General features: G+C 70.3%; 20 protein-coding genes. 10 read left to right on the top strand and 10 right to left on the bottom strand.

Features of this window, described 5'->3' with window-relative positions:
- Nucleotides 1-106 precede the first annotated feature (106 nt).
- The 5 genes from OG801_RS27840 to OG801_RS27860 form a co-directional block, all read right to left on the bottom strand.
- Entirely contained in the window at nucleotides 107-664 is a 558-nt protein-coding gene (locus OG801_RS27840; protein WP_406032363.1) for a histidine phosphatase family protein, read from the bottom strand.
- 46 nt (nucleotides 665-710) lie between these two features.
- Complete coding sequence (locus OG801_RS27845) at nucleotides 711-929, bottom strand: DUF5703 family protein (RefSeq protein ID WP_355017154.1); 219 nt, start codon at nucleotides 927-929, stop codon at nucleotides 711-713.
- A gap of 66 nt (nucleotides 930-995) precedes the next feature.
- Nucleotides 996-2,327 carry an MFS transporter gene (locus OG801_RS27850; RefSeq protein ID WP_406032365.1) on the bottom strand — a complete coding sequence of 444 codons (1,332 nt, stop codon included), beginning with the start codon at nucleotides 2,325-2,327 and terminating at the stop codon, nucleotides 996-998.
- The gene (locus OG801_RS27855; RefSeq protein WP_406032367.1) at nucleotides 2,324-3,157 is read right to left on the bottom strand and encodes an SDR family NAD(P)-dependent oxidoreductase; all 834 of its coding nucleotides are present in this window, start codon (nucleotides 3,155-3,157) and stop codon (nucleotides 2,324-2,326) included. Before OG801_RS27855 ends, OG801_RS27850 begins: the two co-directional genes overlap by 4 nt.
- On the bottom strand, nucleotides 3,154-4,560 hold the full coding sequence (locus tag OG801_RS27860; RefSeq protein ID WP_406032369.1) for a flavin-containing monooxygenase: 1,407 nt from the start codon (nucleotides 4,558-4,560) through the stop codon (nucleotides 3,154-3,156). The genes OG801_RS27855 and OG801_RS27860 overlap by 4 nt, the downstream gene beginning before the upstream one ends.
- A gap of 152 nt (nucleotides 4,561-4,712) precedes the next feature.
- On the opposite strand from OG801_RS27860, the gene OG801_RS27865 reads away from it, so the two are divergent.
- A complete protein-coding gene (locus tag OG801_RS27865; RefSeq protein WP_406032371.1) occupies nucleotides 4,713-5,843 on the top strand; it encodes a helix-turn-helix domain-containing protein in 1,131 nt (376 codons plus the stop codon).
- A gap of 32 nt (nucleotides 5,844-5,875) precedes the next feature.
- Here OG801_RS27865 and OG801_RS27870 read toward each other — a convergent pair whose 3' ends face one another.
- A complete protein-coding gene (locus tag OG801_RS27870) occupies nucleotides 5,876-6,826 on the bottom strand; it encodes an aldo/keto reductase (protein WP_406032373.1) in 951 nt (316 codons plus the stop codon).
- Between the two features lie 121 nt (nucleotides 6,827-6,947).
- On the opposite strand from OG801_RS27870, the gene OG801_RS27875 reads away from it, so the two are divergent.
- From OG801_RS27875 to OG801_RS27885, 3 genes are read left to right on the top strand one after another with little or no spacing between them, the layout of a single operon-like run.
- Complete coding sequence (locus tag OG801_RS27875; RefSeq protein WP_355017160.1) at nucleotides 6,948-7,772, top strand: undecaprenyl-diphosphate phosphatase; 825 nt, start codon at nucleotides 6,948-6,950, stop codon at nucleotides 7,770-7,772.
- 19 nt (nucleotides 7,773-7,791) lie between these two features.
- The gene (ilvA, locus tag OG801_RS27880) at nucleotides 7,792-9,048 is read left to right on the top strand and encodes a threonine ammonia-lyase IlvA (protein WP_406032375.1); all 1,257 of its coding nucleotides are present in this window, start codon (nucleotides 7,792-7,794) and stop codon (nucleotides 9,046-9,048) included.
- The gene (locus OG801_RS27885) at nucleotides 9,048-10,253 is read left to right on the top strand and encodes a hypothetical protein (protein ID WP_406032377.1); all 1,206 of its coding nucleotides are present in this window, start codon (nucleotides 9,048-9,050) and stop codon (nucleotides 10,251-10,253) included. The genes ilvA and OG801_RS27885 overlap by 1 nt, the downstream gene beginning before the upstream one ends.
- Here OG801_RS27885 and corA read toward each other — a convergent pair.
- On the bottom strand, nucleotides 10,250-11,230 hold the full coding sequence (corA, locus tag OG801_RS27890; protein ID WP_406032378.1) for a magnesium/cobalt transporter CorA: 981 nt from the start codon (nucleotides 11,228-11,230) through the stop codon (nucleotides 10,250-10,252). The two genes, OG801_RS27885 and corA, sit on opposite strands and share 4 nt — an antisense overlap.
- Before the next feature lie 69 nt (nucleotides 11,231-11,299).
- Between corA and OG801_RS27895 the strand changes: the two genes are divergently transcribed.
- From OG801_RS27895 to mshC, 4 genes are read left to right on the top strand one after another with little or no spacing between them, the layout of a single operon-like run.
- The gene (locus OG801_RS27895) at nucleotides 11,300-12,037 is read left to right on the top strand and encodes a histidine phosphatase family protein (protein ID WP_355017165.1); all 738 of its coding nucleotides are present in this window, start codon (nucleotides 11,300-11,302) and stop codon (nucleotides 12,035-12,037) included.
- A 2-nt stretch (nucleotides 12,038-12,039) separates the two neighbouring features.
- Nucleotides 12,040-12,645 carry a DUF3090 domain-containing protein gene (locus tag OG801_RS27900; protein WP_160023889.1) on the top strand — a complete coding sequence of 202 codons (606 nt, stop codon included), beginning with the start codon at nucleotides 12,040-12,042 and terminating at the stop codon, nucleotides 12,643-12,645.
- Entirely contained in the window at nucleotides 12,632-13,435 is an 804-nt protein-coding gene (locus tag OG801_RS27905) for an SCO1664 family protein (RefSeq protein ID WP_406032379.1), read from the top strand. Before OG801_RS27900 ends, OG801_RS27905 begins: the two co-directional genes overlap by 14 nt.
- A 32-nt stretch (nucleotides 13,436-13,467) precedes the next feature.
- Nucleotides 13,468-14,700, top strand: coding sequence for a cysteine--1-D-myo-inosityl 2-amino-2-deoxy-alpha-D-glucopyranoside ligase (gene mshC, locus OG801_RS27910; protein ID WP_355017168.1), 1,233 nt, complete (start codon nucleotides 13,468-13,470; stop codon nucleotides 14,698-14,700).
- 119 nt (nucleotides 14,701-14,819) lie between these two features.
- On the opposite strand, the gene OG801_RS27915 is transcribed toward mshC, so the two are convergent.
- Nucleotides 14,820-15,668, bottom strand: coding sequence for a PAC2 family protein (locus tag OG801_RS27915; RefSeq protein ID WP_406032381.1), 849 nt, complete (start codon nucleotides 15,666-15,668; stop codon nucleotides 14,820-14,822).
- Between the two features lie 246 nt (nucleotides 15,669-15,914).
- Between OG801_RS27915 and metH the strand changes: the two genes are divergently transcribed.
- On the top strand, nucleotides 15,915-19,571 hold the full coding sequence (metH, locus tag OG801_RS27920) for a methionine synthase (RefSeq protein WP_406036313.1): 3,657 nt from the start codon (nucleotides 15,915-15,917) through the stop codon (nucleotides 19,569-19,571).
- On the opposite strand, the gene OG801_RS27925 is transcribed toward metH, so the two are convergent.
- Nucleotides 19,553-20,284: a hypothetical protein gene (locus OG801_RS27925; RefSeq protein WP_406032382.1), complete on the bottom strand. Its 732-nt coding sequence runs from the start codon at nucleotides 20,282-20,284 to the stop codon at nucleotides 19,553-19,555. The two genes, metH and OG801_RS27925, sit on opposite strands and share 19 nt — an antisense overlap.
- A 78-nt stretch (nucleotides 20,285-20,362) precedes the next feature.
- Between OG801_RS27925 and OG801_RS27930 the strand changes: the two genes are divergently transcribed.
- Complete coding sequence (locus OG801_RS27930; RefSeq protein WP_406032384.1) at nucleotides 20,363-20,764, top strand: TIGR03668 family PPOX class F420-dependent oxidoreductase; 402 nt, start codon at nucleotides 20,363-20,365, stop codon at nucleotides 20,762-20,764.
- A gap of 9 nt (nucleotides 20,765-20,773) precedes the next feature.
- On the opposite strand, the gene OG801_RS27935 is transcribed toward OG801_RS27930, so the two are convergent.
- A complete protein-coding gene (locus OG801_RS27935) occupies nucleotides 20,774-21,688 on the bottom strand; it encodes a hypothetical protein (protein WP_406032386.1) in 915 nt (304 codons plus the stop codon).
- Between the last annotated feature and the right edge of the window lie 108 nt (nucleotides 21,689-21,796).

A 21,796-nucleotide genomic window follows, 5' to 3' on the forward strand; every position in this document is an offset into this window, starting at 1 on the left:
GGCGGATCCTGCCAGCGCTGGGCAGGCCATGACGGCCGTGTCGCGGCGACATGTCCATGTTGTTGGCGCCTTGTGGGCGCCGGTTATCCAGATCGGCCCAGATAGATCAGATCGGGAGGATGACCTCGGCGTTGAACGTCTCGACGACGGGCTCACCGGCGAGGTTGGGTCCGATGCTGGTCAGGGTCGCGTTCCCGATCGGGCCGATCCGCATCCAGGTCGCCGGCGGGGCGTTGAGCACCTCGCGTACGAACCAGGCGACCACGAACGCGTGGGTGACCAGCACGATCTCCTCGTCATGGTGTTCGAACCAGAGCTTGTGCCAGGCGGCGGTCAGCTCGGTGCCGTCGAGGTCGCGCTCGGCCTCCGGTACGTCGTCGAACCACTCCCAGCGGTGGGTCGGGTAGTCGCCACGACGCTCCGCCGACGGCACCGGGGTGCGGTCGGCGAGAAGGTCGGAGGGCACCGGCCCCGCGCCGAGGTTCTCGGTGAGGATGCGGGCCGTCTCGGACATACGCCGGCTCGGGCCGTGCAGGACCTGCCGGACAGGACGGAACGCGAGTCGGGTGGCGAGCGCCTGGACCTGGCGTCGGCCGAGGTCGGAGAGGCCGGGGTCGACAGTGTCCCCGCCGGCGGCTTCGCCGTGGCGTACGAGATGGATCACTCGCAGGACCCTATTATCTGGACGCGCGAGGAGCGCGGAGACGCGCTCAGACCGTCAGCCGCTGCCGGATGATCTTGCGCCGAAGCGTCACCCGGCGGGTGCCGTCGGCGGTGATCCGGACGCGGTCGAGCTCCCAGCCGCCGTGCTCGGCGCGCTCGACGAGGAGCTTGGTGACGATGTTGCGGGAGAACTCACGCGAGAAGATCACCTTGTCGTACTCCCACATCACTCCCGGGCGGGGTGGGCGGCGTTCGGCTCGAGCCATGCACGTCTCCTTCTCTCGACTGCCTGGAGAACCAGTGTGCCCAACCAGGTGTTCCCGCGCGTCGATTTACGCGGGCCGATCGAGGGCGCAGCGTCGCTGGATGAGCCAGGCGATGGACATCAGGACCGCAGGTACGACGGTGAAACCGACCAGCACGGCATCGACCGCGCCCGCGGTCTGCGGCACGCCTTCGCCGTCCACCGCCGCTGCGAAACCGCCGATGGCGAGGACCGCGGCGTAGACGTAGGGCCCGAGCGCGGTTCCGACCGCCTCGGTAGCGGTCCACACACCCGTGTAGGCACCGGCCCGGGCCGGTCGACGCCGCGCCGCGGCGGCCACGGCGTCGGGCACCATCGAGAACGCCAGCAGCTGCAGGCCCGCGAACGACGTACCGAGCAGGGCGACGACCGCGACGGTCAGCGCGGTGGGCATCCGGTCGCCGGCGACCAGGGTCGCGGTGCCGAGGACGAAGAGCGCCTGAGCCATCAGCAGGCCCCTCTGCTTGCCGATCCGCCGGGAGAGGCGTAGCCACAACGGCGAGGTGACCATCGCCGGGCCGAGGAAGGCACCCATCAGCACGGCGGTCAGGCCCGACCGGCCGAGGATGTGCTCGGCGTAGAACGGGACCGCGGCCAGCACCAGATGGGTGGTCGCGCCGGTGAACAGATAGGAGAGCACCAGCAGCCGGAAGTCGCGGTCGGCCCACGCCAGCCTCAGGTCGGCGAGGACGGACTGCGAGTGCGCCGCCGGCTCGCGGAACCCGCAGGTGGCGTTCAGCCGGCGTACGCCGCGGATCGCGATCAGGGCGGTGAGCGCCATCACGACGGCGAAGACCAGCGCCATCCGGGTGTAGCTGTCGCGCTGCTCATCAGCGACCAGAATCGGCGCCACGACGCCCGCGGCGAGCAGACCCACAGTGAGCAGCACCATTCGGACCATGAACACACGGGTTCGCTCGTGGTAGCCGACCCGCAGGTCCGAGGGAGTCGTCAGATAGGGGACCTGGAATGCCGCGAAGCAGATGTTGCCGACGACGTACCAGGCGGCGACCCACAGCGCCGCCGGAGTGCCGTGGAGGCCACCGGGGACGGTGAACATCGCGACCATCGCGAGCCCGAGCAGGAGGCCCCAGCGCATCGCGCCGCGACGGTGACCGTGGCGGCGGGCGTCCCGGTCCGAGAGCGTCCCGAACACCGGATGGACGACCGCGTCGATGACCTTCGGCGCCAGCAGCGCCAGACCCGCGACCAGTGGTGTGACGCCGAGCGTGTTCGTCAGGAAGTAGAGGAGGAGCAGCCCGGGGACGGTCACCCATGCGCCCATCCCGAGCGAGCCTGCAGCGTACTGGACCAGTGGTAGGTTTCCGGCGCGCGCCGTCTCCTGCTCCGTAGTGATCACGCGTCGGCCTCGGCATGGCGCTCCACCGCGGGGGCGGCGAGCTCGGCAGTGCCGAACGCGCCGGACCGGATCCGGGCTGAGAAGGTGCGCGCCACGATGCGGTCGGTGAGTGCGGGCAGGTGGCGGGCGAGGAAGAGCTCCACCGCGCCCCGACGTGTGGTCGGGACGTCGCGTCGAGCCCGGCGGGACAGGCCGGCGCGAAGCACCGTGTCGACGACGCCCTCGAGCGGCTCGTAGGAGCTCATCCCCTCCAGCGAGAGGCCGGCCGCCGCGGTGGTGTCGTGGATCGGACTGCGTACGGCCGAGGGATAGACGCAGGTGACACCGACGTGCGTGCCGAGCTCGAGGCGGAGCGCGTCGGCATAGGCGACCATGGCGCGCTTGGAGGCGCCGTACGCCGCGGCGAGCGGCAGCTGCATGACGGCCATCCGCGAGGCCACCATCACCACCCTGCCGCGCGAGGCGACCAAGGCCGGTACGCAGGCGGCGCTGACCCGCCAGGTGCCGAGCAGGTTGATGTCGAGCTGGCGGCGCACCTCCGCGCCCGGCGCCAGCTCGGCCGGTGCCGGGCCGCCGATGCCGGCGTTGTTGATCAGCAGGTCGAGGCCGCCGAGGTGCCCGAGCGCCGTCGCGACGGCGGCGGGGACCGCGTCGTCGTCGGTCAGGTCACACGCGATGACGGGGACAGGGTCGTCGTCGCGGGGCGCGACGTCGAGCCCGACCACCGCAGCTCCTCGTGCGGACAGCTCCCGGGCCAGGGCCCGGCCGAACGTGCCGGAGGCACCGGTGATCAGGACGCGAAGACCAGCGGCATCGCGCAGGCTGCTCATGTGGTGACCTCATCGGTGGTTGCGGTGGAGGTGGTTGCGGGCCGCGGCTGCAGGGGGACCAGCCGCGACACGAAGGGGGAAGCGCCGGCATCGAGGCGCTTTCGGCCGGCTCTGAGCTCGCCCGGCACCGAGGCGAGGTACGCGTCGAAGTCGATGCGCATCGCCGGCCGCTTCTCACCCCAGCGGGCCCGCGCCTCACGCAGCGCCCGATCGGCGATGCGGCGGCGTTCGGACGCCACCGGGAGGGCGTACGTCCTGCTCAGATGGGCCGCGACGAGCTTGGCCTGGGCTTCGACGATCGGCAGCGCCGCACCGGTCGACTGCATGAGGCCGACGAAGGCCAGGCTCGGGTCGTCGAGGTGGAAGACGCGGTGGTGCAGCTGCATCCTCTCGGGGTCCGTTCCCAGCCAACGCTCGGAGAGGAACGGGATGCTCACGCGGTAGCCGGTGGCCCACACGATCGTGTCGACCTTGTCGCTGCGCCCGTCGGTGAAGACCACATGGTCGCCGTGGAGCCGCTCGATTCCGGGACGGGGGGCGACCTCCCCGTGGGTGAGGCGATGCAGGATCGTGTCGCTGATGGTCGGGTGGTTCTGGAACAGCCCGCCGGCCGGGGCAGGCAGGCCGTAGGCCTCGGGACGGCCCACCGCGGCGCGCAGCATCGTCTCTGCCAGGCGTTGACGCATTCGCCACGGCAAACCTGCGATCGCGCCACCGGTGGCATCGGCCGGTCGGCCGAAGAGGTACTTCGGGACGATGTGGACGCCGTGACGGGCCGAGAGCAGTACCGGGGAGGCGGCGACGTAGGAGGCGTCGACGGCGATGTCCATCGCCGAGTTTCCCATCCCGACGACGAGCACGCGGCGATCGCGGAAGACCTCCGCGTCGCGGTAGTCGTGGGCGTGCATCTGCACGCCGGAGAACGTTCCGGGGTAGCCGGGCTCGGGCCGGCGGGGGTCCCAGTTGTGTCCGTTGGCGACGACCACCGCGTCGTACCGCTCAGTCGTACCGTCGTCGCACGTGACTGACCAGGTGGCGCGGTGGCTGCCGGACTCCTCGCGCTCGACGCCGACGACCGTGGCGCCGAAACGGATCCGCTCGGTCACCCCGAAGGTGTTGGCATAGTCCGTGAGGTAGACGGCGACCAGTTCGGCGGAGGGGTAGTCCACCCAGTCCGCCGGCATCGGGTGGTCGGCGAACTCGGTACGGCCCTTGCTGGTGTTGAGGTGGAGCGAGTCGTAGGCGGCCGAGAGGCCGCTGCTGTTGTGCTGGCTCCACAGTCCGCCCGGCCGATCACCCTTCTCGTACGTCACGACGTCGGACCCGACGTCGAGCAGTGCCTTGGTGGTGGCCAGGCCGGCTGCGCCGGCGCCGATGACGGCGACGCGGGCGGACTTCCTCATGTCTACGTTCTCCTGGTCCGGACCGGCGATGAAACCCCCACGGTGGTGATCGCCACAACATTAGGGCGAATCGGCATTGAGATGCCTGGCCCTGGCCACCGATCTGAGAGCCGGGATTGTGGCGGACAACAATCGCGCGCCATGATCGGCGGGTGAAGACCGGACAACGTGACTGGGAGGCGATCGTCGACCTCATCGAACGGGTGCTGGCCGACGACGACCTGCTCCCTGCAGTCGTCGCCGCCGTTCGCAGCCATGTCGAGGAGTCGGCCACCCTGCCCGTCTCCGACATCACCGGCCACACCCGTGTCCTCCTCACCGCCGCCGGTCGAGCCGTGGCCGGCCGGCGTGCGCCCACCGAGGCGGAGCTGACCGTCGTCGAGCAGCTCGCCGTCAACCGGTCGCGCCAAGGCATCCCCATCGACGTGGTGCTCGGCTCGGTGCGGATCTCGGAGCGCGCGATCTGGGCACGCACCCGCGAGCTGGCCCATGCGGCCGGGATCACGGCCGACAGCCTGCTGGATGCCCGCGAGCTCTATGACGATTGGGCCGACGCCGTGCGCACCCGACTGATCCGCGCTCACCGTGACGCTCCACGAACCCACGACGCCTGGGATCGCGACGCGGAGTCGATGCGGCGGCTTCTCGAGGGCGGCTCCGTGGCCGCCCTCACCGCCGCCGAGCGGGGCTTCGCCGCCGGCGCCGGGCTCTGGGTGCTGGTCACTCGACCCGGCGATGCGGTGTCCACCGCCGCGGTGCGGCGGCTGACGGATGGCAGCGGCGTCAGCCTCGCTGCGGCCGTGGGCGACACCCTGGTCGCGGTGGTGCCTGGGCCGCCGGTGTTCCGTCCCGGTGGGACCAGGCCGGTGGTCGGGATCGCCGGCCCGGTGGCGGCGGAGGAGCTCGGCGTCGCCCACCGGCTGGCGGTGGCCGCCGTCCCGGCCGCCGAGGCGACCGGCCTGTCCGGAGCGGTTCACATCGGCGACGTCGCTCCCGCAGCTGCGCTGATCTCCCGCCCTGATCTCGCCGAGGCCCTCGCGCTGCGGCATCGAACGGCGCACCTCGAGCTCGGGGCCGCGGCTGAGGCGGTGGCTCGGACCGTACGCGCCTGGCTCGAGGCGGATCGCGACGCCGCCGCTGTGGCCCGCATCCTCTTCGTTCACGAGAACACTGTCCGCAACCGGGTTCAGCGGTTCGCCACGGTCACCGGGATCGACCCGCACCGTACGTTCGGGGCCATCTCGGCGTGGTGGTTGTGCCAGGCCTGGACCGCTGATTCCTGAGCGGTCTCGACGGACTCGACCAGCGGCAGGGGTCAGACCGCGGAGACGTCGTCGAGGGCGAGCGCGATCTCGGGCGGCAGGGTCAGGTCGGCGACCTGGAGGGCCTCCTTGAGCTGCGCGGCCGTGCGCGCCCCCATGATCGGCGCGGTGACGCCGGGCCGATCGCGCACCCAGGCCAGCGAGACCTGCAGCGGCGTCCACTCCAAGCCCTCGGCGGCCTTGGCGACGGCGGTGACGATCCCGCGGGAGCGCTCGTCGTCGAAGGCGTCCACCCGGGCGGAGAAGTTCGGGTCGGCGCCGCGGGAGTGGGACGGGATCCCGGTGCGGTACTTCCCGGTGAGCACGCCACTTGCCAGCGGGGACCACGCCAGCAGGCCCATCCCGAGCGCCTCGGTGGCCGGCAGCACCTCGTACTCGATGTCGCGGGCCAGCAGTGAGTACTCCACCTGCGTCGAGGCGAGCGTCGCCCGTCCCGGGACGGCCCGCTGCCAGGTCGCGGCCTGGGCGGTCTGCCACCCGCTGTAGTTGGAGACACCGACGTAGGCGGCCCGGCCGCTGCTCAGCGCCATGTCGAGCGCAGTGAGGGTCTCCTCGAGCGGCACCTCGGGGGACCAGACGTGCACCTGCCACAGGTCGACATGGTCGACGCCGAGCCGCTTCAGCGAGGCGTCGAGGCTGCTCAGCAGGCCACCGCGCGAGGTGTCCACACCCCGGTTGCCGCGGCGCCAGGTGATGCCGCCCTTGGTCGCCAGCACGACGTCGTCACGACCCACGACCCGCTCCTCGAGGAGCGAACCGAGCAGCGCCTCCGAGGCCCCGTCGCCATAGCCGGCGGCGGTGTCGACCAGCGTGCCGCCGGCCTCGGTGAAACCGGCCAGCTGCTCGCGGGCCTCATGCTCGTCGGTCACGCTGCCCCAGGTCATGGTGCCCAGGGCGAGAGACGAGACTCGCAGCCCAGTGGCTCCGAGGAGTCGGCTCTGCATGAGACCAATCTATCCGTGCCCCCGGCAGGGTCCCGGCCGGACACGCTGGCAGTGACGGCGGACACACCGACGGGGAGGCAGCGGTCGGGTGTGGCGTACATGCCCCTTAGAGTTTCCGCCCGTGGATTATCTGCAGGCGATCGCACTGGGCATTCTTCAGGCACTCACCGAGTTCCTGCCCATCTCATCCAGCGCGCACCTGCGCATCTTCCCCGAGCTGCTCGGCTGGGGAGACCCCGGCGCGGCGTTCACCGCCGTGATCCAGATCGGCACCGAGCTGGCCGTGGTGGTCTACATGTGGCGCAACATCCGCGACATCATCGTGACCTGGTTCCGGAGCCTCTTCAACGCCGAGCTGCGCAGCCACACCGATGCCCGGATGGGCTGGTTCATCATCGTCGGCTCGATCCCGATCGTGGTGATCGGCTTCGTGATGAAGGACATCATCGAACACGACCTGCGCAGCCTGTACGTCGTCGGCACCATGCTCGTGGTCATGGGCATCGTCCTCGGGATCGCCGACCGGCTCGGTGCGAACCGCAAGCAGTTCGACGACCTGTCCTGGCGTGACGCGATCCTGATGGGCTGCGCCCAGGCCTGCGCGCTGATCCCCGGCGTCTCCCGCTCGGGGGCGACGATCTCGATGGGCCGCGCGCTCGGCTACGAGCGGGCCACCGTGACCCGCTACGCCTTCCTGCTGGCGCTGCCGGCGGTCTTCGGCGCTGGTCTGTTCGAGATGGGCGAGATCGCCCACGGTGCCAACCTCTACGGCTGGGGCCCGACGATCGTCGCCACGATCGTCTCCTTCGTCCTCGGCTACGCCGTGATTGCGTGGCTGCTGAAGTACCTCTCGCACAACACCTACACCCCGTTCGTGATCTACCGGGTCGTCCTCGGACTCGTGGTTCTGGGACTCCTCGGCGCGGGTGTGCTCACCGAGTGGTGATCGTGACAAACTCAGGCACGTGCCTGAGTCCGGTGTGAAGCCCGCCGTAACACCCGCAGCGATCGAGGAAGCCGCCGCGCGCACGATCGCCACGCGCACGGCGATCGAACGCTCGGTCAGACTCTCGGAGAGGTACGCCGCCGAGGTCCTGCTCAAACGGGAGGACCTGCAGCTGGGGCGCTCCTACAAGGTCCGGGGCGCCTACAACCTGATGAGCTCGCTGACGCCCGAGGAGCTCGAGCGCGGCGTTGTGTGCGCCAGCGCCGGCAACCACGCCCAGGGTGTCGCGATCTCCTGCGCCCGCCTCGGGGTGCCCGGCCACATCGTGGTCCCGACCAACACGCCCAAGCAGAAGCGCGACCGGATCACCGCCCTCGGCGGCTCGCACGTGACGCTGACCCTCCACGGCTCGACCTACGACGAGGCCTCGGCCTACGCCTACGAGCTCGGGCGCGGGCTCGGCGCCACCTATGTCTCCGCCTTCGACGACCCGCGCACGATCGCCGGGCAGGGCACGGTCGGCTACGAGCTGACCTCCCAGATCAGTGAGCCGCTCGACGTGCTGCTGCTGCCGGTCGGTGGCGGTGGGCTCGCCTCGGGGGTGGCGACCTGGGTGCGCGAGGTCTGGCCGCAGACCCGGATCATCGGGGTCGAGCCCGCGGGCGCCGCCTCGATGGCGGCCGCGATCGAGGCCGGTGAGCCGGTCCGGCTGGACACACTCGACACCTTCGTGGACGGAGCCGCGGTCGCGACCGCGGGGAAGGTGACGTACCCGATCGTCAAGGAGTACGTCGACGAGCTCGTCTCCGTGCCGGTCGGCGCGATCTGCGTGGAGATGCTCGAGCTCTACCAGACCGAGGGGATCATCGCCGAGCCCGCCGGCGCGCTCGCGGTGGCGGCCCTGGGGCAGATCGATCTGCGCGGCGCCAAGCGTGTCGGTGCCGTCCTCTCCGGCGGCAACAACGACGTCTCCCGCTACGCCGACGTGCTCGAGCGGGCGCTGATCCACCAGGGTCTGCGCCACTACTTCCTGGTCTCCTTCCCGCAGGCTCCCGGGGCGCTGCGCGGCTTCCTCGACGACGTGCTGGCAGACGGCGAGGACATCGTGGTCTTCGAGTACGTCAAGAAGTCCAACCGTGAGCTCGGTCCCGCGCTGATCGGTATCGACCTCGACTCCGCCGACGGTCTCGAGGGTCTCCTCGGGCGGATGGGCGCCAGCGACCTGCTCATAGAGCGGATCGAGCCCGACTCGCCTCTGTTCACCTTCCTCCACTGATGCGCGCTGCCAAGGCCGTGAGGCCTCTCGCCGTGGTCGGCGTCGTCGGCTTGCTGGTCGGAGTCTCGGGGTGCTCCGGCCAGGCTGTCGACGCCGGCGCCGGCGTCGATCCGGGCCGGATCACCCACCGTGCCGTCGCAGCGGTCGCGCTCGAGCACCTGCCGACCGACACCTCCAGCCGGGCCGCCTCGTACACCGACGAGTCCACGCCTCCCGAGCAGGTCTCGGTCGACCTTCGCTACGGCACCGACGGTGAGTACGACGGCGACCTGGTGAACGTCGCCGTCTCGGCTCAGCCGCCAGAGGAGGTCGGGGCATGCCGGAGCGAGCTCGGGCAGCGCTGCGTCGATCTGCCGACCGAGGTGAAGAACGCCGAGATGCAGCTGCGCTGGACCGAGGAGGAGCCCGAGGAGGACCCCGGCGTCGTCGGGGTCGTGCTGCTGCGCGAGGGCGGCGAGGCCGCCTCGATCGGCTACGCCGGGCCCACCATCACCGGCGACCCTCGCACGCTCGACATGCCGATCAGCGTCGAGAAGCTGGTCGCCGTCGTCGAGGACCCGCGGCTCCGCTACCAGGCGACCTCCTCGACCCTCGCCCTTGGTGAGGAGCTCGACGACTGGGAGGGCGGCGAGCCCGACCCCACGGCGTACGAGCTGGTGCCCAACACCGACCACGGCATCGCCCAGGCTTATGTCGGTGGCCGGGGTGGCTACGGCTACTACAAGGGCGTCATCCGGTCCCCGCTGCGTGAGAAGTTCGGCCCCGACGCCATCGGAGGGCGGCTGCTGCAGCGCTCCTCGCCTGACTTCACCGGTATGCCGGACGCCGACATCGACGTCCTCGCCGCACCGTCACCGCCCGCCTGGATGACCCGCGAGCCGTGCTCGGCGCCGACGCTGCGCAAGCACTGCGTCACCACGAAGGGTCAACGTGGCCCGCTGGTCTTCGCCTGGCGGCCGGCCCAGGGCGACGACGCGGGTTGGGCGTGGATGATCTCTGTGCGCGAGAAGGAGGTCGTCGCGGTCCGCTACCAGGGCCCGCGGATGCCGGCCGGCTACGACGACGCCGCGATGCTCACCGAGTGGTATCAGGGTGAGCAGCTCGACTCGCGGGGCGGCGAGGGCGAGTCGGAGTTCGCCGACGACCTCTCGCTGTGGTGCGACCGGGAGCATCTCGACGCCCGCCCGGTCAAGCAGCTCGACTAGAACCAGCCGGACCTGCGGAAGAAGATCCACATCCCGGTGATCACGCCACCCATCAGCAGCAGCGCGAACGGGTAGCCGAACCTCCAGTCGAGCTCGGGCATGTGGGTGAAGTTCATCCCGTAGATCCCGGCGATGAGGGTCGGCACCACGATCATCGCCGCGCCCGCCGAGATCTTGCGCATGTCGTCGTTCTGCTGGAGCGAGAGCTGCGCCAGGTGGGCCTCGAAGGCGGAGGACAGCAACGTCTCGAGGTTCTCGATCGACTCCACGATGGAGGCGAGATGGTCGAGGACGTCGCGGAAGTAGGGGCGCAGATCCGGGTCGATCCCGCCCTCTCCGTTGGCGAAGCGGCGCACCGGCTCGCGCAGCGGCATCACCGCGCGGCGTACCTCCGCGATCTCCCGGCGGAGCCGATAGATCCGGGCTGAGTCGTGGGTGCGCTCGTCGGAGAAGACCGACGTCTCGACCTCGTCGACGTCCTTGGTGAGCTCGGTGGCGACGTCCACGTAGCCGTCCACGATGTAGTCGACCACCGCGTGGACCGCGGAGTAGGGCCCCTCGGCGAGGAGCTGCTCGTCGCTGTTCTCCAGCAGCTCACGGGCCGGCGCGAGCCGGGTTCCGCGACCGTGGCGGACCGTGATCACGTAGTCGGGGCCGATGAAGAAGGCGACCTCGCCGGTCTCGACGGCGTCCTCTGAGTCGACGTACCAGAGCGTCTTGACGACCAGGAACATCCCGCCCTCGTAGCGCTCCAGCTTGGGCCGCTGGTGGGCGGTCAGCGCGTCCTCGACGGCGAGCGGATGCAGGCCGAAGGCCTCGGCGACCTCCTCGAGCTCGTACTGGCTGGGCTGGTAGAGCCCGAGCCAGACGAAGTCGCCCTCGTCCTTCACGCCGCTGCGCAGCGTGGCGTAGTCGTGCGGTGCGCAGTCGATCCTGTCGCGCGCACCGCCGCGGTAGAGAGCGCTGTCGACGATCACGTTGTCAGGTTAGGGCATGCTGCCCGGCATTGTGGGCCGGCTTCACCGGTGTGGATAGGGTCGCGAGTCGTGGCGACGATGATCCTGGTGAGACACGGCCGTACGACGGCGAACGCATCCGGCACCCTGGCCGGTCGGCTTCCCGGGGTGAGGCTGGACGAGCGCGGCGTGGAGCAGGCGAGCAGAGCTGCCGAGCGGATCGCGCCGGTCCCGCTGGCGCTCGCGGTGACCAGTCCGATGGAGCGCTGCCAGCAGACGCTGTCGGTGATCCTCGAGGGTCGCGCCGAGCAGCCCACCGTCGTCGTCGAGGACGGCGTCTCCGAGTGCGACTACGGCGAGTGGCAGGGGGAGAAGATCACCACGCTGGCTCGTCGCAAGCTGTGGAAGACGGTGCAGACCCAGCCCTCCGCGGTCACCTTCCCCGGGGGCGAGTCGATGGCCGCCATGCAGGCCCGAGGAGTCGAGGCCGTACGCCGCCACGACGCCGCCGTCACGGCGGCGCACGGCGACGCGGCGGTCTGGCTGTGCGTGAGCCACGGCGACCTGATCAAGTCGATCCTGGCCGACGCGCTCGGCATGCACCTGGATCTCTTCCAGCGGCTGCACGTCGACCCGGCCTCGATCTCGGTCGTCCGTTACGGCGAGGGGCGTCCCTCGGTCCTGGCCACGAACACGCACGCCGGCGATCTGTCCTGGCTGGCCCCGAAGCCGGCCGCGAAGAAGGGACGCAAGTCGTCGCGGCGGCGCAACGACGACGCCGTCGTGGGCGGCGGCTCGGGTCCTGAGCCTGGTCTGGATAAGGTTTGACCATGCCTGTGATGCACGCCTTCGACCCGCCCGAGCGATTCGTCGTCGGCACCGTCGGCGAGCCCGGGGCGCGTACGTTCTTCCTCCAGGCGCGTGAGGGAGCGCGAGTCGTCTCCGTGGCCCTGGAGAAGCAGCAGGTCACGGTGCTCGCCGAACGGCTCGACGAGCTCCTCGACGAGGTGATGAAGTCGGCGCCCGCCGTGGTGCCGGCGATCGCTCCCTACGACCTCGACGACAACGGACCGCTGGAGCAGCCGATCGAGGAGGAGTTCCGCGCCGGCACGATGACGCTGGCCTGGGACCCCGACGAGGACAAGGTCGTCCTCGAGGTCTTCCCGATCAGCGAGACCGAGATCATCGCCGAGGTCGACGAGTCGGGCCAGCTGGTCGACGAGGACGCCGTGGCGGCGATCGAGCTGGAGGAGCCGGAGCCCGACGAGGTGCTCCTGGTGCGGATCGCCCCGCGCAACGCTCGTGCCTTCGTCAAGCGGGCCGAGGCGGTGCTGGGTGCTGGACGCCCCAACTGCCCGTTCTGCGGCAGCCCGATCGACCCCGAGGGACACCTGTGCGTCCGGGCGAACGGGTTCAAGCGGCGTGACCCGGTCTGATCCTGTGGATCCGGCCCCGGAGATCGCGCCCAGTGCCCCCGAGAACGAGGGGACGCTGGAGCTCGTCGGGCGACTGACCACGGCCTCCAACGCGACGTTCCTGGCCACCCTCGGCGAGTCCGAGGTGGTCTACAAGCCGATCGCGGGGGAGCGGCCGCTGTGGGACTTCCCCGACGGGCAGCTCGCGCACCGCGAGGTCGCCGCGTACCTCGTCTCGCAGACGCTGGGATGGTCCGTGGTCCCCGAGACCTGGCTCGGCGACGGGCCGCACGGCCCGGGGATGATCCAGCGCTGGGTCCACGCCGACGAGACCCTCAAGCCGGTCACGATCGTGCCGGAGGGGGCGGTGCCGGACGGCTACCTCCGGGTCTTCGACGGCTTCGACGACCGGGACCGGGTCGTCACCCTGGCCCACGAGGACACGCCCGGGCTGCGACGGATGGCGGTCTTCGACGCGATCACCAACAACGCCGACCGCAAGGGCGGCCACGTCCTGCCGGTCTCCGGCGGGCGCCGATACGGCTGCGACCACGGGCTGACCTTCCACGAGGAGCCGAAGCTGCGCACCATCCTGTGGGGATGGCGGGGGCAGGGCTTCTCCGACGAGGAGCTCGCCGGTATCCGGGCGGTCCATGACGGGCTCGCCGGCGCGCTGGGGCGGGAGCTGGCTGCGTACCTGACGGGTCGGGAGGTCGACGCGCTCGGCCGGCGCTGCGAGATCCTGCTCGCCGAGGGGGTCTTCCCGCGGCCGGAGTACGACCGCCATGTCATCCCGTGGCCGCCCTTCTGAGACACGTGGTCCCCGCCAAGTAGGCTGCACCCATGCGCGCATGGTCTGCCCCCGACGTCCCAGAACTGTCCGTCAACGGGCCCGAGGTGCAGCTCTATGACCATCAGCGGGACGCGGTCGTCCCGACGGAGGGTCAGGGGCGGCGTTCGCTGTACGTCTGTGGCATCACGCCCTACGACGCGACCCACATGGGCCACGCCAACACCTACGTCGCCTTCGACCTGCTCCACCGGGCCTGGCTCAACGCCGGCTACGAGGTCGGCTACACCCAGAACGTCACCGACGTCGACGACCCGCTGCTCGAGCGGGCCGACAAGGTCGGCATCGAGTGGGAGGCGCTCGCCGAGCGCGAGACCGAGCTCTTCCGGCAGGACATGGAGGCGCTGCGGGTCGTCCCGCCGCAGCACTACATCGGCGCGGTCGAGTCGATCCCGCTGGTCGTCTCGCTGATCGGCGAGCTCGAGGAGGCCGGCGCGATCTACAAGGTCGACGAGGACGTCTACGCCTCGGTGGCCGTCGACGACGCGTTCGGCGAGGAGTCTCGCCTGGGCCGTTCGGAGATGATCGAGCTCTTCGGCGAGCGCGGCGGCGACCCCGAGCGGGCCGGCAAGAAGGACCCGCTCGACCCGCTGCTGTGGCGCGCCGAGCGTCCCGGCGAGCCGTCCTGGCCCTCGCCCTACGGTCCCGGCCGCCCCGGCTGGCACATCGAGTGCACCGCGATCGCCCTGGAGCACCTCGGTGCCGGGTTCACCGTCCAGGCCGGCGGCTCCGACCTGGTCTTCCCGCACCACGAGATGTCCGGCTCGCACGCGCGGTCGGCAGGCAAGGACTTCGCCGAGATCTACACCCACGGCGGGATGGTGGCCTACGACGGCCACAAGATGTCCAAGTCGCGTGGCAACCTCGTCTTCGTCTCCGCCCTGCGCAACTCCGAGATCGACCCGATGGCGATCCGGCTGGTGCTGCTGGGCCACCACTACCGCGACGACTGGGAGTGGACCGACGCCAAGCTCTTCGACGCCGTCGACAAGATCGCCGAGTGGCGCAAAGCCGTCGCTCTCGGCCGCGGCGCTCCCGCGGCCCCGGTCGTCGAAACGATCCTGGGTGCTCTGGCCGACGACCTCGACGCCCCGCGTGCGGTCGAGGCCGTCGACGCCTGGGTCGCCGCCACGCTCGGTGAGGGCGGTCTCGCCGAGACCTCCGACGCTCTCGCCGGCGAGACGATCGCCCAGGTCGTCGACGCGGCGCTCGGCATCAAGCTCTGACTGCCGGCCCCAGGGGTCACATGCGTCACACCGCTCAGGTGTTTCCTGCGCTTCTCGGGTGTTGCATTGCCTGAGAAGCGCAGGGATACCCGGTTAACCGGGTATCCCTGCGCCCGGTTCTAAGAGTCGTCCGTACGCCGCTTGAGGTAGCGCTCGAACTCCCGAGCGATCGCGTCGCCGCTGGCCTCGGGGAGGTCGGCGGTGTCGCGAGCCTCCTCGAGGGAGCGGACGTAGTCGGAGACGTCCTCGTCCTCCTCGGCGAGGTCGTTGACGCCGCGCTCCCAGGCTCGAGCGTCCTCGGGGAGGTCGCCGAGGGGGATGGAGCACTGCAGGAGGTCCTCGAGCTTGTTGATGATCGCGAGGGTGGCCTTGGGGCAGGGCGGGGCGGCGACGTAGTGGGGGACGGCGGCCCAGTAGGAGACCGCGGGGATGTCGGACTGGATGCAGGCCTCCTGCAGCACGCCGACGATGCCGGTCGGCCCCTCGTAGGACGGCGAGTCGAGCTTGAGGCGGTCGACGAGGTCGGGCTCGGTAGCAGTGCCGGAGACCGGGATCGGCCGGGTGTGCGGGGCGTCGGCGAGGAGCGCACCGAGGGTCACCACGAGCTGGCCGCCGAGCTCGTCGACGCATTCCAGGATCTCGCTGACGAACTGCTTCCAGCGCATGTTGGGCTCGATGCCGCGCACCAGGATGATGTCGCGGTCCAGGTCGGGCGGGGAGCAGACGGCGACCTGGGTGGTGGGCCAGGTGATGGAACGGAAGCCGTTCTCGTCGGTGCCGGTGACCGGACGGTTGACCTGGTAGTCGTAGAAGTCCTCGGGATCGATCTCGGCCACCACCCGCGCGTGCCAGACGTCCATCAGATGGTCAACCGTGCCGGAGGCGGCGTCGGCCGCGTCGTTCCAGCCCTCGAACGCGGCGATCACCACAGGATCGACCAGGTCGCGGGTCTCTTCGATCTCGATCACACCTCCACCCTAGTCACCGGGACCAGGGAGTCGGCGTCGTTCACCCTGCGTACACCTTCTCAATTCCCACCTGGTGGACTGCCAGTGTCAGGATTCGGAATGAAATGGCATGGCCCGCGCACCTACGTCGTAGCGTGTTTCAGGCAAAGCCGTGCACACCACCGTGCCCGCCCGGGAGAGGAAACAAGAGTGAGTCTGCGCCCTGATGTCACCGAGACCCTGACCGCCACCCTGAAGGAGCGGATCATGGTGCTCGACGGTGCGATGGGCACTGCGATCCAGCGTGACCGTCCCGACGAGGCCGGTTACCGCGGCGAGCGATTCAAGGACTGGCCCAGCGACCTCATCGGCAACAACGACCTGCTCAACCTGACCCAGCCGCAGATCATCGAGGGCATCCACCGCGAATACCTCGAGGCCGGCGCCGACATCATCGAGACCAACACCTTCAACGCCAACGCGGTCTCGCTGAGCGACTACGACCTGGCCGACCTCGCCTACGAGATCAACTTCGAGGCCGCGCGCCTGGCTCGTGCGGCCGCGGACATCTACGCGACCCCCGAGAAGCCGCGCTACGTCGCCGGCGCGCTCGGCCCGACGACGCGTACGGCCTCCATCAGCCCGGACGTGAACGACCCCGGCGCCCGCAACGTCACCTACGAGCAGCTCCGCGACGCCTACGCCGACGCGACCCGCGCGCTCCTCGAGGGCGGCTCGGACCTGATCTTCATCGAGACGATCTTCGACACCCTCAACGCCAAGGCGGCGATCTTCGCTGTCAAGCAGGTCTTCGAGGAGTACGGCCGCCGCTGGCCGGTAGTGATCTCCGGGACGATCACCGACGCCAGCGGCCGCACCCTGTCGGGGCAGGTCACCGAGGCGTTCTGGGATTCCGTACGCCACGCCGACCCGCTCCTGGTCGGCCTCAACTGTGCGCTCGGCGCCCAGGAGATGCGCCCCTACATCGCCGAGCTCTCCCGGATCTCGGACGCGTTCGTCTCCTGCTACCCCAACGCGGGGCTCCCGAACGCCTTCGGCGAGTACGACGAGGGCCCGAGTGACACCGCTGGCCACGTCCACGAGTTCGCCACGGCCGGGTTCGTTAACCTGGTCGGCGGCTGCTGCGGCACCACCCCGGCCCACATCGCCGAGATCGCCAAGCAGGTCGAGGGGGTCGCGCCCCGCGACGTCCCCGAGGTCGAGCCCGCGCTGCGGCTCTCCGGCCTGGAGCCGTTCACAGTGACCGAGGAGAGCCTCTTCGTCAACGTGGGGGAGCGGACCAACATCACCGGGTCGGCGAAGTTCCGCAACCTGATCAAGGCCGGCGACTTCGACACCGCGCTCTCCGTGGCCGCTCAGCAGGTCGAGAACGGCGCCCAGGTCATCGACGTCAACATGGACGAGGGCATGATCGACGGGGTCGCCGCGATGACCCGGTTCCTGACCCTGGTCGCCTCCGAGCCTGACATCTCCCGGGTCCCGATCATGATCGACTCCTCCAAGTGGGAGGTCATCGAGGCCGGCCTCAAGCTCGTCCAGGGCAAGCCGATCGTCAACTCGATCTCGCTCAAGGAGGGCGTGGAGTCCTTCGTCGAGCACGCCGAGCTGTGCAAGCGCTACGGCGCCGCCGCGGTCGTGATGGCCTTCGACGAGGACGGCCAGGCCGACTCCTACGAGCGCCGGATCGCGGTGTGCGAGCGGGCCTACCGGATTCTCGTCGACGAGGTCGGCTTCGAGCCCGACGACATCATCTTCGACCCCAACGTGTTCGCGGTCGCGACCGGGATCGAGGAGCACGCGACGTACGGCGCGGACTTCATCGAGGCGGTTCGCTGGATCAAGCAGAACCTTCCCGGCGCGAAGGTCTCCGGCGGCATCTCCAACGTGAGCTTCTCCTTCCGCGGCAACAACCCCGTGCGCGAGGCGATCCACGCGGTCTTCCTCTACCACGCGATCGAGGCGGGCCTGGACATGGGCATCGTCAACGCCGGCGCCCTGGTGCCCTACTCCGAGGTCGACCCCGAGCTGCGGGACCGGATCGAGGACGTCGTGCTCAACCGGCGCGCCGACGCCGCCGAGCGGCTGCTGGAGATCGCCTCGAAGTACAACAAGGACTCACCCGAGGCGGAGGCCAAGGCCGAGGCCTGGCGCGAGCTGCCGGTAGGGGAGCGGATCACCCACGCGCTCGTCAAGGGCCTGGATGCCTACGTCGAGGCCGACACCGAGGAGCTCCGCGCCGAGATCTCGGCTCGTGGTGGCCGTCCGATCGAGGTCATCGAGGGGCCGCTGATGGACGGCATGAACGTCGTCGGCGACCTGTTCGGTGCCGGCAAGATGTTCCTGCCCCAGGTGGTCAAGAGCGCGCGGGTGATGAAGAAGGCGGTCGCGTACCTGATCCCGTTCATCGAGGCCGAGAAGAAGCCGGGCGACGCCGAGACCAAGAACGGCACCATCGTGATGGCCACCGTCAAGGGCGACGTCCACGACATCGGCAAGAACATCGTCGGCGTGGTGCTGCAGTGCAACAACTACGAGGTGATCGACCTCGGTGTGATGGTGCCTGCCCAGAAGATCCTCGACGCCGCCAAGGAGCACGACGCCGACATCATCGGCCTCTCCGGCCTGATCACGCCGTCGCTGGACGAGATGGTCGGCTTCGCCACCGAGATGCAGCGCGTCGGGCTCGACCTGCCGCTGCTCATCGGCGGCGCCACCACCTCGCGGGCCCACACCGCGGTCAAGATCGACAAGGCCTACGACGGCCCGGTCGTCTGGGTCAAGGACGCCTCCCGCTCGGTGCCGACCGCTGCAGCCCTCCTCGACGCCGGCCGGCGCGAGAAGCTGATGGCCGAGGTCAAGGTCGACTACGACTCGCTCCGCGAGCGTCACGCCGAGCGGCGCGAGCGGGTGTCGCTGACGTACGTCCAGGCGAAGGCCAACAAGCCCGAGATCGACTTCTCGAAGGCGCCGGCGGAGCCGGCACAGCCCGGCGTGCACACACTGCTGGAATACCCGATCGCCGAGCTGCGCGACTACATCGACTGGCAGCCGTTCTTCAACGCCTGGGAGATGAAGGGACGCTTCCCCGACATCCTCAACAACCCGGCCACCGGCGAGGCCGCGCGCAAGCTCTACGACGACGCGCAGGAGATGCTCGACAAGATCATCGAGGAGAAGTGGATCGAGGCACGCGGCGTCTACGGCCTCTTCCCGGCCAACTCGACCGGTGAGGACGTGGTCGTCTATGCCGACGACTCGCGCACCGAGGAGCGCGCGACACTGTTCCAGCTGCGTCAGCAGGGCCAGCACCGCGACGGCATCTCCAACAAGTCGATGGCCGACTTCGTCGCTCCGGTCGGCGAGGGGGCTGACCACGTCGGCGCCTTCGCGGTGACGGCCGGGATCGGCCTGCCCGACCGGGTCAAGGCGTTCAAGGACGACCTCGACGACTACTCCGCGATCTTGGTGGAGGCGCTCGCCGACCGCCTCGCCGAGGCGTTCGCGGAGCGCCTCCACGAGCGCGTACGCACCGAGTTCTGGGGCTACGCCGCCGAGGAGGGCGGCGACGGCAAGCTCCCCAACGAGGACCTGATCGCCGAGAAGTACTCCGGCATCCGCCCCGCTCCGGGCTACCCGGCCTGCCCCGACCACACCGAGAAGCAGACGATCTGGTCGCTGCTCGACGTCGAGGCGAACACCGGCATCGAGCTCACCGAGTCGATGGCGATGTGGCCGGGCGCGTCGGTCTCGGGCCTCTACTACGGCCACCCCGACTCGCAGTACTTCGTGGTCGGCCGTATCGGCCAGGACCAGGTCGCCGACTACGCCCGGCGCAAGGGCTGGACGATGACCGAGGCCGAGCGCTGGCTGTCGCCGAACCTGGGCTACGACCCGGAGGACTGATCCTCGGGGTTGTCCAGCCATGCCGGCGGGACCTGACCGACGCTGACGACGTTCCAGAACGCCGTACGCCGCGTCAGGATCGTGACGAGGTGGTAGCCGTCCGGGTGGCGGGTGAGTACACCCGCCACCGGGTCGCGCTCCCGATCCAAGGTCAGCGGGATGACGTGGGCCCAGGTCTCGCTGGCGGGATACCAGTAGGCGCCGACCGTCGAGGCGTCCCAGGTGCCGAGGGCGGCGTTGGCCTCGGCGACCGCTGGCCGGAGCCGGGCCAGAATCTCCTCGGGCTCCATGCCGGCGCGGTCGCCGTGGTCGTAGGCGATGTGCAGAGCGCCCACGGACGTGATCCGCGAACCGTTGTCGAAGGCGGGTGGCGCCCAGCTCTCCAGCGCGGTCCGGCAGCGCTGGCAGTCGTCGTCGCGGCTCCAGTCGGCGAACTCGACGTCGTCGACGGCCAGGTCCTCACCGCGGCTGGTGACCAGCACCAGCCGCAGCCCGTCCTGGTCGCGCAGCGGCAGCGGGTTGTGCTCGAGACCGTCGCGGAAGTGCAGCAGTGCGGAGGCCTCGTTGACCCCGATCCGGTGGACGACCGCGCTGCGCAGCCCCTGGAGTCGCGCCTTCGGCGACTCCTGCCTCAGCAGCGCCGGATCGACCAGGTCGGCGAGCCACTCGACCAGGTCGACGGTGAGCAGCCGCTCGGCCTCAGCAGGCAGCACGAGGGAGGGGTTCGGAAGCCATGCGGGACACCGTATCCGTCTCCGGGCCGTCCTCGCCGACGCGGATAGGCTCGGACGGTGCGACACGATGAGCAGTGGGCGAGAGAGCGGTTCGCCGGCGCCCGGGTGGCGCGGCTGGCGACGGTCTCGGCCGATGCCGTGCCCCGGATCGTGCCGATCGTGTTCGCCCTGGTGGGCGAGAAGATCCTCACGGCGGTCGACCACAAGCCCAAGTCGACCACCCGGCTGCGGCGACTCGAGGACATCGCGGCGAACCCGGCCGTGTCGCTCCTGGTCGACGCCTACGACGACGACTGGTCGCAGCTGTGGTGGGCACGCGCCGACGGCGTCGCCCGGGTGCACGCGACCCGCGACCTCGACCCGCTGGTCGCGAAGTACGCCGACTACCGCGAGCAGCCGCCCACCGGGCCGGTGATCGTCATCGAGGTCAGCCGGTGGTCCGGCTGGTCGGCGACCTGAGGCCTGTGATCAGCGCGAGCGTCGGAAGGGGCGCAGGATCTCCCCGCTGGGAGACGGACCGCGCGAGCGCATCGAAGGAGGCACCGGCGGGGCCGTTCCGGCCCAGGGGCTGCGTACGTCCAGGACGGTGGCCCACTGTGACGCGGTCGGGCGGAGTCCGGGAGGACCGGCGGCCTGGTCCATCAGCCGGGTCAGCGGACCGACCAGGATGCCGGCCTCGCCGGCGAAGGTCAGGTCGGGCCGGAGCCCGGGGGCGGCGTTGCGGTCGCCGGTGAGCACGCGGGCGATGGTGAGGGCCAGCTTGAAGCGGTCGCTGTCGGCGGTCGGCGGCAGGCCGAGGTTGGTGGGGTCCTCCCAGCCACGGGTGTCGGCGGGCGGCAGCACCCCGTCCTCGCCTGCCGGCCGGATCCCGTCGCAGTCGAGCAGCATCACCCGGGGGATCGGTGACACCGACCAGGCGATGTTGCGCGGCGAGAGGTCGCCGAGGACGAGCCCCTGTCGGTGCAGCGCGTCCATCACCGCGGCCAGCGCCCGCATCAGCAGCACCCGCTCGAAGATCCCGGGGCTGCGTACGTCACCCGTGTCCACGAGCAGGCCCAGCTCCGCGAGCGCGGTCGCGGGACCGAACCCGGCCAGGAACGGCTCGTGGACCCGCTGCATCAGGAAGCCGGCGGTGCGTAGCCCGTCGAGCACGACCGTGTGCGGCCAGGCGGCGAAGTGATCCACCTGCAGGCCCTCGCTCTCGACGAACCCGCGGATCCGCACCAGCTCCGCCAGGGCACGGCCGTCCACGAGGCCGAGCTCTCGCGTGCGGTACAGCTTCGCGACCGTCCCGGGGTGGTCGGCCAGCTCGATGATGCGGCCCTGTGAGCCCTGGGCGATATGGCGTCCAAGACTCAGGTCGCTGAGCTGGATCTCGTTCACGGAACCTCCGGCTCCCGTCGTAGGTAGGCAGATCGTACGTGGCTGGGCGATCCCGTGCCGAGTCGACGGGTCAACTGGCGGCACGACTGATGACAGGATGGTCCCGGG

Origin of the sequence: Nocardioides sp. NBC_00163 (assembly GCF_045206295.1) — a bacterium.
Taxonomy (GTDB): Bacteria; Actinomycetota; Actinomycetes; order Propionibacteriales; family Nocardioidaceae; genus Nocardioides.

Bases quoted from the DNA above. Each gene is read 5' to 3' on its own strand.
- OG801_RS27885 (WP_406032377.1), top strand. From the start codon at position 9,048: ATGCGCGCTGCCAAGGCCGTGAGGCCTCTCGCCGTGGTCGGCGTCGTC.
- OG801_RS27900 (WP_160023889.1), top strand. From the start codon at position 12,040: ATGCCTGTGATGCACGCCTTCGACCCGCCCGAGCGATTCGTCGTCGGC.
- OG801_RS27860 (WP_406032369.1), bottom strand. From the start codon at position 4,560: ATGAGGAAGTCCGCCCGCGTCGCCGTCATCGGCGCCGGCGCAGCCGGC.
- OG801_RS27870 (WP_406032373.1), bottom strand. From the start codon at position 6,826: ATGCAGAGCCGACTCCTCGGAGCCACTGGGCTGCGAGTCTCGTCTCTC.
- mshC (WP_355017168.1), top strand. From the start codon at position 13,468: ATGCGCGCATGGTCTGCCCCCGACGTCCCAGAACTGTCCGTCAACGGG.
- metH (WP_406036313.1), top strand. From the start codon at position 15,915: ATGGTGCTCGACGGTGCGATGGGCACTGCGATCCAGCGTGACCGTCCC.
- OG801_RS27855 (WP_406032367.1), bottom strand. From the start codon at position 3,157: ATGAGCAGCCTGCGCGATGCCGCTGGTCTTCGCGTCCTGATCACCGGT.
- OG801_RS27845 (WP_355017154.1), bottom strand. From the start codon at position 929: ATGGCTCGAGCCGAACGCCGCCCACCCCGCCCGGGAGTGATGTGGGAG.